This is a genomic window from Streptococcus mitis (assembly GCF_946188695.1).
GTDB classification, from domain to species: domain Bacteria; phylum Bacillota; class Bacilli; order Lactobacillales; family Streptococcaceae; genus Streptococcus; species Streptococcus mitis_DF.
Map to the genome: position 1 here is coordinate 1 of NZ_CAMHWI010000032.1, position 10,594 is coordinate 10,594.

Sequence of the window (10,594 nt, forward strand, 5' to 3'; positions counted from 1 at the left end):
ATTCTAGCATAATTCGTCGTCTGAGACTAACTTCCAGTTTTGGGAGAGAGATGGAAGTTACTTTGAGAAGTTACGAAGAGCTAAAATTAACAATAAAAAAGAAAAATATCTTGACAACCAAGGGAAAATTTTGTTACAATAATAGACGGTACTTTTTACTTTTGGTCTCTCAAGAGTGTACAGGGACGTGCTGACAAATGTTGCAAAAGTACACACAGATGATAGCTGTCACCAAGTGTATCATCACCAAAAATAAAAAAACACAGGAGAATGTAGATGCCTACAATTAACCAATTGGTTCGCAAACCGCGTAAATCAAAAGTAGAAAAATCTAAATCACCAGCTTTGAACGTTGGTTACAACAGTCATAAAAAAGTTCAAACAAACGTTTCTTCACCACAAAAACGTGGTGTTGCAACTCGTGTTGGAACAATGACACCTAAAAAACCTAACTCAGCCCTTCGTAAATTCGCTCGTGTACGTTTGAGCAACCTTATCGAAGTTACTGCCTACATCCCAGGTATCGGACACAACTTGCAAGAGCACAGCGTGGTTCTTCTTCGTGGTGGACGTGTAAAAGACCTTCCAGGGGTACGTTACCATATCGTCCGTGGTGCACTTGATACTGCAGGTGTTAACGATCGTAAACAAGGCCGTTCTAAATACGGTACTAAACGTCCAAAAGCATAAGGAAAGGGGATAAAGAGAAATGAGTCGTAAAAATAGAGCTCCAAAACGTGACGTATTGCCAGATCCGCTTTACAATTCACAACTAGTTACTCGTCTTATCAACCGCGTTATGCTTGATGGTAAACGTGGTACTGCTGCTTCAATCGTTTACGGTGCTTTTGAGCAAATCAAAGAAGCTACTGGAAACGATGCACTTGAAGTATTTGAAACAGCTATGGAAAACATCATGCCTGTACTTGAAGTACGTGCACGTCGTGTTGGTGGTTCTAACTACCAAGTCCCAGTTGAAGTTCGTCCAGAACGTCGTACAACACTTGGACTTCGTTGGTTGGTAACAATCGCTCGTCTTCGTGGTGAACACACAATGCAAGACCGTCTTGCAAAAGAAATCTTGGATGCTGCTAACAACACTGGTGCAGCTGTTAAGAAACGTGAAGACACTCACCGTATGGCTGAAGCTAACCGTGCATTCGCACACTTCCGTTGGTAAGATAGGATGCGAAAGCGTTAAGAAAGTCCCAGAGAAAATAGGGAATCGAAGCAGGTTGCGATTGCAACCAATGAGATTCATCTTTTTCTCCAGACTTTTAGCTTGAGCTCAACTATATCATGATGCTAGGAACGGTAAGGATGCAAGGTGAAAATAGGAAACTGACGCAGTATTCGACGAATACAAGGAAGTTTATCTTTTTCACACAGCATCCCGTTCTGGCTCAAATCGGCTAATTAACTTTAGCCCGAGTTCAATTCAACTTGTAAATCTACAAGTTGAAACCAACAATAGCATGAAAACATTGAGAACGGGTAGGTCCTGCCTATCCGTTTTTATTAAAATCGTGTTATAATAGAATAGAAATCAAAAATAAATAGGAGAAACAAACCTCATGGCACGCGAATTTTCACTTGAAAAAACTCGTAATATCGGTATCATGGCTCACGTCGATGCTGGTAAAACAACAACTACTGAGCGTATTCTTTACTACACTGGTAAAATCCACAAAATCGGTGAAACTCACGAAGGTGCGTCACAAATGGACTGGATGGAGCAAGAGCAAGAGCGTGGTATCACTATCACATCTGCTGCGACAACAGCTCAATGGAACAACCACCGCGTAAACATCATCGACACACCAGGACACGTGGACTTCACAATCGAAGTACAACGTTCTCTTCGTGTATTGGATGGTGCGGTTACCGTTCTTGACTCACAATCAGGTGTTGAGCCTCAAACTGAAACAGTTTGGCGTCAAGCAACTGAGTATGGAGTTCCACGTATCGTATTTGCCAACAAAATGGACAAAATCGGTGCTGACTTCCTATACTCTGTAAGCACACTTCACGATCGTCTTCAAGCAAACGCACACCCAATTCAATTGCCAATCGGTTCTGAAGATGATTTCCGTGGAATCATCGACTTGATCAAGATGAAAGCTGAAATCTATACTAACGACCTTGGTACAGATATCCTTGAAGAAGACATCCCAGCTGAATACCTTGACCAAGCTCAAGAATACCGTGAAAAATTGATCGAAGCAGTTGCTGAAACTGACGAAGAATTGATGATGAAATACCTCGAAGGTGAAGAAATCACTAACGAAGAATTGAAAGCTGGTATCCGTAAAGCGACTATCAACGTTGAATTCTTCCCAGTATTGTGTGGTTCTGCCTTCAAGAACAAAGGTGTTCAATTGATGCTTGATGCGGTTATCGACTACCTTCCAAGCCCACTTGACATCCCAGCAATAAAAGGTGTTAACCCAGATACAGACGCTGAAGAAACTCGTCCAGCATCTGATGATGAGCCATTTGCAGCTCTTGCTTTCAAGATCATGACTGACCCATTCGTAGGTCGTTTGACATTCTTCCGTGTTTACTCAGGTGTGCTTCAATCAGGTTCTTACGTATTAAACACTTCTAAAGGTAAACGTGAACGTATCGGACGTATCCTTCAAATGCACGCTAACAGCCGTCAAGAAATCGACACTGTTTACTCAGGTGATATCGCTGCTGCCGTTGGTTTGAAAGATACTACAACTGGTGACTCATTGACAGATGAAAAAGCTAAAATCATCCTTGAGTCAATCAACGTTCCAGAACCAGTTATCCAATTGATGGTTGAGCCAAAATCTAAAGCTGACCAAGATAAGATGGGTATCGCCCTTCAAAAATTGGCTGAAGAAGATCCAACATTCCGCGTTGAAACAAACGTTGAAACTGGAGAAACAGTTATCTCAGGTATGGGTGAGCTTCACCTTGACGTCCTTGTTGACCGTATGCGTCGTGAGTTCAAAGTTGAAGCAAACGTAGGTGCTCCTCAAGTATCTTACCGTGAAACATTCCGCGCTTCTACTCAAGCACGTGGATTCTTCAAACGTCAATCTGGTGGTAAAGGTCAATTCGGTGATGTATGGATTGAATTTACTCCAAACGAAGAAGGTAAAGGATTCGAATTCGAAAACGCAATCGTCGGTGGTGTGGTTCCTCGTGAATTTATCCCAGCGGTTGAAAAAGGTTTGGTAGAATCTATGGCTAACGGTGTTCTTGCAGGTTACCCAATGGTTGACGTTAAAGCTAAGCTTTACGATGGTTCATACCACGATGTCGACTCATCTGAAACTGCCTTCAAGATTGCGGCTTCACTTGCCCTTAAAGAAGCTGCTAAATCAGCACAACCAGCTATCCTTGAGCCAATGATGCTTGTAACAATCACTGTTCCAGAAGAAAACCTTGGTGATGTTATGGGTCACGTAACTGCTCGTCGTGGACGTGTAGATGGTATGGAAGCACATGGTAACAGCCAAATCGTTCGTGCTTACGTTCCACTTGCTGAAATGTTCGGTTACGCAACAGTTCTTCGTTCTGCATCTCAAGGACGTGGTACATTCATGATGGTATTTGACCACTACGAAGATGTACCTAAGTCAGTACAAGAAGAAATCATTAAGAAAAACAAAGGTGAAGACTAATCTGTCCTCACTCTAGAAGGAAGTCACTTAGTGGCTTCCTTTTGTCTTTAGAAAATACCTCTAAATATGGTAAAATAGTAGGAGAATAATGTGAGGAAAATGAATGTCAAACAGTTTTGAAATTTTGATGAATCAACTGGGGATGCCTGCTGAAATGAGACAGGATCCTGCTTTATCACAGGCTGAGATTGAGCGAGTTGTGGTTCATAAAATTAGTAAGGTATGGGAGTTTCATTTCGTATTTTCTAATATTTTACCGATTGAAATCTTTTTAGAAATAAAGAAAGGTTTGAGTGAAGAATTTTCTAAGACAGGCAATAAAGCTGTTTTCGAAATCAAGGCTCTGTCTCAAGAATTTTCAAATCAACTCTTGCAGTCCTACTATAGGGAGGCTTTTTCTGAGGGGCCATGTGCTAGTCAAGGTTTTAAGTCTCTTTATCAGAATTTGCGAGTTCGTGCGGAGGGTAATCAGCTCTTTATTGAAGGTTCTGAGGCGATTGATAAGGAACACTTTAAGAAAAATCACCTTCCTAATTTAGCTAAACAACTTGAAAAGTTTGGCTTTCCAACTTTCAACTGTCAAGTAGAGAAAAATGATGTGCTGACCCAAGAGCAGGAAGAGGCCTTTCATGCTGAAAATGAGCAGATTGTTCAAGCGGCCAATGAGGAAGCACTCCGTGCTATGGAACAACTAGAACAGATGGCACCTCCTCCAGCGGAAGAGAAACCAGTCTTTGATTTTCAAGCCAAAAAAGCTGCAGCTAAACCCAAGCTGGACAAGGCGGAGATTACTCCTATGATCGAAGTGACAACGGAGGAAAATCGTCTGGTCTTTGAAGGGGTTGTTTTTGATGTAGAGCAAAAAGTGACCAGAACAGGGCGTGTTCTAATCAATTTTAAAATGACGGACTATACTTCAAGTTTTTCTATGCAAAAGTGGGTTAAGAATGAGGAAGAGGCTCAGAAGTTTGATCTAATTAAGAAAAATTCTTGGCTCCGAGTGCGTGGGAATGTGGAGATGAATAACTTCACGCGCGATTTGACTATGAACGTGCAGGATGTGCAGGAAGTTGTTCACTATGAGCGTAAGGATTTGATGCCAGAAGGTGAGCGTCGGGTTGAGTTTCATGCTCATACTAATATGTCGACCATGGATGCACTACCAGAGGTAGAAGAGATCGTTGCGACAGCTGCTAAGTGGGGACACAAGGCGGTTGCCATCACGGACCATGGAAATGTTCAGTCCTTCCCACACGGCTATAAGGCGGCTAAGAAAGCGGGAATCCAGCTGATCTATGGTATGGAAGCCAATATCGTGGAGGACCGTGTTCCTATCGTTTATAACGAAGTGGAGAAGGACTTGTCGGAAGCGACCTACGTGGTCTTTGACGTGGAAACGACGGGTCTATCAGCCATCTATAATGACTTGATTCAGGTTGCAGCCTCTAAGATGTACAAGGGGAATGTCATTGCTGAATTTGATGAATTTATCAATCCTGGGCATCCCTTGTCAGCTTTTACTACTGAGTTGACTGGAATTACAGATGACCATGTCAAAAATGCCAAGCCACTGGAACAAGTTTTGCAAGAATTCCAAGAATTCTGCAAGGATACAGTCTTAGTTGCCCACAATGCGACCTTTGACGTTGGCTTTATGAATGCCAATTATGAGCGTCACGGTCTGCCTAAAATTAGCCAGCCAGTTATCGATACGCTCGAATTCGCAAGAAATCTCTATCCTGAGTATAAACGTCATGGTTTGGGACCTTTGACCAAGCGTTTTGGTGTGGCTTTGGAACATCACCACATGGCTAACTACGATGCGGAAGCTACAGGTCGCCTGCTTTTTATCTTTATCAGAGAGGTGGCAGAAAAACATGGTGTGACCGATCTAGCTAGGCTCAACATTGATTTGATTAGTCCAGATTCTTATAAAAAAGCTCGGATCAAGCATGCGACTATTTATGTCAAGAATCAGGTAGGTCTAAAAAATATCTTTAAGCTGGTTTCCTTGTCTAATACTAAGTACTTTGAAGGAGTGCCGCGGATTCCGAGAACGGTTCTAGATGCCCATAGAGAAGGTTTGATTTTAGGCTCAGCTTGCTCTGAAGGTGAAGTTTTTGATGCAGTCGTTTCCCAAGGTATGGATGCGGCGGTTGAGGTGGCCAAGTATTATGACTTTATCGAGGTCATGCCACCAGCTATCTATGCGCCCTTGATTGCCAAGGAGCAGGTCAAGGATATGGAAGAACTCCAGACCATTATCAAAAGTTTGATAGAGGTTGGAGAACGCCTTGGCAAGCCCGTTTTGGCTACGGGAAATGTCCACTATATCGAACCAGAAGAAGAAATTTACCGTGAAATAATTGTCCGTAGTTTGGGTCAGGGAGCGATAATTAACCGTACCATTGGTCACGGTGAGCATGCCCAACCAGCTCCTCTTCCCAAGGCTCATTTTCGAACGACTAATGAGATGTTGGATGAATTTGCCTTCTTGGGCGAGGATTTAGCACGCAAGTTGATTATTGAAAACACCAATGCCTTGGCAGAAATTTTTGAACCTGTTGAGGTGGTTAAGGGTGACTTGTACACGCCTTTCATTGACAAGGCTGAAGAAACAGTTGCTGAGCTGACCTACAAGAAAGCTTTTGAGATTTATGGAAATCCGCTGCCAGATATTGTTGATTTGCGGATTGAAAAAGAATTGACTTCCATTTTGGGGAATGGATTTGCCGTGATTTATCTGGCATCGCAGATGCTGGTGCAACGTTCCAATGAACGGGGTTACCTGGTGGGTTCTCGTGGTTCTGTCGGATCTAGTTTCGTTGCGACCATGATTGGGATTACGGAGGTTAATCCTCTATCTCCTCACTATGTCTGTGGTCAGTGTCAATACAGCGAGTTTATCACAGACGGTTCTTATGGTTCAGGTTTTGATATGCCCAATAAGGATTGTCCAAAATGTGGTCACAAACTCAGTAAAAATGGCCAGGATATTCCGTTCGAGACCTTCCTTGGTTTTGATGGAGACAAGGTTCCTGATATTGACTTGAACTTCTCGGGAGAAGATCAGCCTAGTGCCCACTTGGATGTGCGTGATATCTTTGGTGAGGAATATGCCTTCCGTGCAGGAACGGTTGGTACGGTGGCTGCCAAGACTGCCTATGGATTTGTCAAGGGTTACGAGCGGGACTATGGTAAGTTTTATCGTGATGCAGAGGTAGAACGCCTCGCTCAAGGTGCGGCTGGTGTCAAGCGGACGACAGGTCAACACCCGGGGGGAATCGTTGTTATTCCTAACTACATGGATGTCTACGACTTTACGCCTGTTCAGTATCCAGCAGATGACGTGACGGCTGAATGGCAAACCACTCACTTTAACTTCCACGATATCGATGAGAACGTCCTCAAACTTGATGTGCTGGGGCATGATGATCCGACCATGATTCGAAAACTGCAGGACTTGTCTGGGATTGACCCTAATGAAATTCCTATGGATGACGAAGGCGTAATGGCCCTCTTTTCTGGGACTGATGTGCTAGGAGTGACACCTGAGCAAATCGGAACGCCGACGGGTATGTTGGGGATTCCAGAGTTTGGAACCAACTTTGTCCGAGGCATGGTCGATGAAACGCATCCGACGACTTTTGCAGAGTTGCTTCAGCTGTCTGGACTGTCCCACGGTACCGATGTGTGGTTGGGAAATGCCCAAGATTTGATCAAGCAAGGAATAGCGGATCTATCGACTGTTATCGGTTGTCGGGACGACATCATGGTTTACCTCATGCATGCTGGTCTCGAACCTAAGATGGCCTTTACCATCATGGAACGGGTACGTAAGGGCTTGTGGCTCAAGATTTCCGAAGAGGAGAGAAATGGCTATATCGAAGCCATGAAGGCTAATAAGGTGCCAGAGTGGTATATCGAATCCTGTGGGAAAATTAAGTATATGTTCCCTAAAGCCCATGCGGCAGCCTACGTTATGATGGCCTTGCGTGTGGCCTACTTCAAGGTTCACCATCCCATTTATTATTACTGTGCTTACTTCTCAATACGTGCTAAGGCTTTTGATATCAAGACTATGGGTGCGGGCTTGGATGCCATCAAGCGCAGAATGGAAGAAATCTCTGAAAAACGGAAGAACAATGAAGCCTCTAATGTGGAAATTGATCTTTATACAACTCTTGAGATTGTCAATGAAATGTGGGAACGTGGTTTCAAGTTTGGGAAACTCGATCTCTATCGTAGTCAGGCGACAGAGTTCCTTATCGATGGGGATACCCTCATTCCGCCATTTGTAGCAATGGATGGTCTAGGAGAGAACGTTGCTAAGCAGTTGGTGCGAGCGCGTGAAGAGGGAGAATTCCTCTCTAAAACAGAACTACGCAAGCGTGGTGGGCTCTCATCAACCTTGGTTGAAAAGATGGATGAAATGGGGATTCTCGGCAATATGCCAGAGGATAACCAGCTCAGTTTGTTTGATGAGTTGTTTTAAAAAAATTGTTTAATAATCTATCCAAAGAGGCTAATGTATATCCAATAGATTTACATTGGCTTTCTTTTTTGTTAAAATAGTCTATAGAAAGAGGGTGAGAGTATGTCAAAGACGAGTATGAGCATCCGTCTGGATAGTGAGGTTAAGGAGCAGGCCCAACAGGTGTTTAATAATCTGGGGATGGATATGACGACTGCCATCAATATTTTCCTTCGTCAAGCTATTCAATATCAGGGTTTACCTTTCGATGTTAGACTAGACGAGAGTCGGAAGTTGCTTGAGGTATTAACGGATTTAGACCAAAATCGTAATATGAGCCAATCCTTTGAATCAGTCTCTGACTTGATGGAGGATTTGCGTGCTTAAGATTCGTTATCATAAACAGTTTAAAAAAAGATTTTAAGTTGGCTATGAAGCGTGGTTTGAAGGCAGAATGATTAGAAGAAGTTTTAAATTTTCTTGTTCAAGAAAAAGAACTTCCTGCTATATATTGTGATCATCAATTGACGGCATCCAAGCATTTTCAAGGGGTTCGTGAATGCCATATCCAGCCAGATTGGCTTTTGGTTTATAAAGTAGACAAGGCAGAATTGATTTTAAATTTGCTGAGGACAGGAAGTCATAGTGATTTGTTTTAATAAATTTTAAGGGGGTTCTCATGAAACTAAGAATTTTTGCGGAAGATAAGCCGGCTGAGAAGGTATTTGAATATCAATTAGAACTTGCTGATCAAACAATTCTTCTATCAACAGCACTCTTGTCTGGTGCCATTGCTTTAGCAGGATTATTTTCTGCTTTGAAAAATAAACAAAAAGAAAAGGAAGAATAGAATGGTTTTACCAAATTTTAAAGAAAATCTAGAAAAATATGCGAAATTGTTGGTTGCGAACGGAATCAATGTGCAACCTGGTCACACTTTGGCTCTCTCTATCGATGTGGAGCAACGTGAGTTGGCTCATTTAATCGTGAAAGAAGCTTATGCTTTGGGGGCACATGAGGTTATCGTTCAGTGGACAGATGATGTCATTAACCGTGAGAAATTTCTCCACGCACCGATGGAGCGTCTGGACAATGTGCCAGAATACAAGATTGCTGAGATGAACTATCTCTTGGAGAATAAGGCTAGCCGTCTCGGTGTCCGTTCTTCTGATCCAGGTGCCTTGAACGGTGTGGATGCTGACAAGTTGTCAGCTTCTGCTAAAGCGATGGGACTCGCTATGAAGCCAATGCGTATTGCAACGCAATCCAATAAAGTCAGCTGGACGGTAGCAGCCGCCGCTGGACTTGAGTGGGCTAAAAAAGTCTTTCCAAATGCTGCGAGCGACGAAGAAGCAGTTGATCTCCTTTGGGACCAAATCTTCAAGACTTGTCGCGTTTATGAAGCAGATCCTGTTAAGGCTTGGGAAGAACACGCTGCTATCCTCAAGAGCAAGGCAGATATGCTTAATAAAGAGCAGTTTTCAGCTCTTCACTACACAGCGCCAGGAACCGATTTGACACTTGGCTTGCCGAAGAACCACGTTTGGGAATCAGCTGGTGCTATCAATGCACAGGGAGAAGGATTCTTGCCGAATATGCCGACAGAGGAAGTATTCACAGCACCAGACTTCCGTCGCGCAGATGGTTATGTCACTTCTACAAAACCGCTTAGTTATAACGGAAATATCATCGAAGGCATTAAGGTGACCTTTAAGGATGGTCAAATCGTTGACATTACTGCTGAGAAGGGTGATCAGGTCATGAAAGACCTTGTCTTTGAAAATGCGGGTGCGCGTGCCTTAGGTGAATGTGCCTTGGTACCAGATCCAAGTCCAATTTCTCAGTCAGGCATTACCTTCTTTAATACCCTTTTCGATGAAAATGCGTCAAATCACTTGGCTATCGGTGCAGCTTATGCGACTAGCGTAGTTGGTGGAGCGGAGATGAGCGAAGAGGAGCTTGAAGCTGCGGGGCTTAACCGTTCAGATGTTCACGTAGACTTTATGATTGGTTCTAACCAAATGGATATCGATGGTATCCGTGAGGATGGGACACGTGTACCACTCTTCCGTAACGGAGATTGGGCCAATTAAGGAGATAATATGTTAGGAAGCATGTTCGTTGGTCTCCTAGTGGGATTTTTAGCAGGTACTCTGACCAATCGTGGAGAACGCATGGGATGTTTTGGAAAAATGTTTCTAGGCTGGATTGGTGCCTTTATAGGGCATTTGCTTTTTGGGACTTGGGGACCGATAATAGCAGGAACTGCCATTATTCCGGCAGTACTAGGTTCCATGATTGTCTTAGCGATTTTCTGGAGACGAGGAAGTTAATTTCTTAAATCTGAAACGAAAAGGAGGTTGGTCATTGAGACAGCCTCCTTTTGATGGCTCTTTGTCAACTGTAGTGGGTTGAAGAAAAGCTAAGATCTAGAAAGGACGAAATTTGTCCTTTCTTTTTTGAT

The 10,594-nt window shown here is 43.3% G+C and carries 8 protein-coding genes and 1 pseudogene; all 9 read left to right on the plus strand.

Annotated features, from left to right (window positions below):
• Positions 1 to 276 precede the first annotated feature (276 nt).
• Positions 277 to 690: a 30S ribosomal protein S12 gene (rpsL, locus tag N8L33_RS09725; RefSeq protein WP_001142332.1), complete on the plus strand. Its 414-nt coding sequence runs from the start codon at positions 277 to 279 to the stop codon at positions 688 to 690.
• A 19-nt stretch (positions 691 to 709) separates the two neighbouring features.
• Entirely contained in the window at positions 710 to 1,180 is a 471-nt protein-coding gene (gene rpsG, locus N8L33_RS09730; RefSeq protein WP_000087873.1) for a 30S ribosomal protein S7, read from the plus strand.
• Between the two features lie 394 nt (positions 1,181 to 1,574).
• The gene (gene fusA, locus N8L33_RS09735) at positions 1,575 to 3,656 is read left to right on the plus strand and encodes an elongation factor G (protein WP_050242575.1); all 2,082 of its coding nucleotides are present in this window, start codon (positions 1,575 to 1,577) and stop codon (positions 3,654 to 3,656) included.
• Positions 3,657 to 3,759: 103 nt separating this feature from the next.
• Positions 3,760 to 8,151, plus strand: coding sequence for a PolC-type DNA polymerase III (locus N8L33_RS09740; protein WP_261059734.1), 4,392 nt, complete (start codon positions 3,760 to 3,762; stop codon positions 8,149 to 8,151).
• 102 nt (positions 8,152 to 8,253) lie between these two features.
• Positions 8,254 to 8,517: a type II toxin-antitoxin system RelB/DinJ family antitoxin gene (locus N8L33_RS09745; protein WP_000047861.1), complete on the plus strand. Its 264-nt coding sequence runs from the start codon at positions 8,254 to 8,256 to the stop codon at positions 8,515 to 8,517.
• Positions 8,510 to 8,789: pseudogene (locus N8L33_RS09750) on the plus strand (type II toxin-antitoxin system RelE/ParE family toxin). The gene N8L33_RS09745 and the pseudogene N8L33_RS09750 overlap by 8 nt, the downstream one beginning before the upstream one ends.
• A gap of 20 nt (positions 8,790 to 8,809) precedes the next feature.
• On the plus strand, positions 8,810 to 8,980 hold the full coding sequence (locus tag N8L33_RS09755; protein ID WP_261059735.1) for a hypothetical protein: 171 nt from the start codon (positions 8,810 to 8,812) through the stop codon (positions 8,978 to 8,980).
• Between the two features lies 1 nt (position 8,981).
• Positions 8,982 to 10,223, plus strand: coding sequence for an aminopeptidase (locus N8L33_RS09760; RefSeq protein WP_033679625.1), 1,242 nt, complete (start codon positions 8,982 to 8,984; stop codon positions 10,221 to 10,223).
• 9 nt (positions 10,224 to 10,232) lie between these two features.
• A complete protein-coding gene (locus N8L33_RS09765; RefSeq protein WP_000901572.1) occupies positions 10,233 to 10,463 on the plus strand; it encodes a GlsB/YeaQ/YmgE family stress response membrane protein in 231 nt (76 codons plus the stop codon).
• The last annotated feature ends 131 nt before the right edge of the window (positions 10,464 to 10,594 follow it).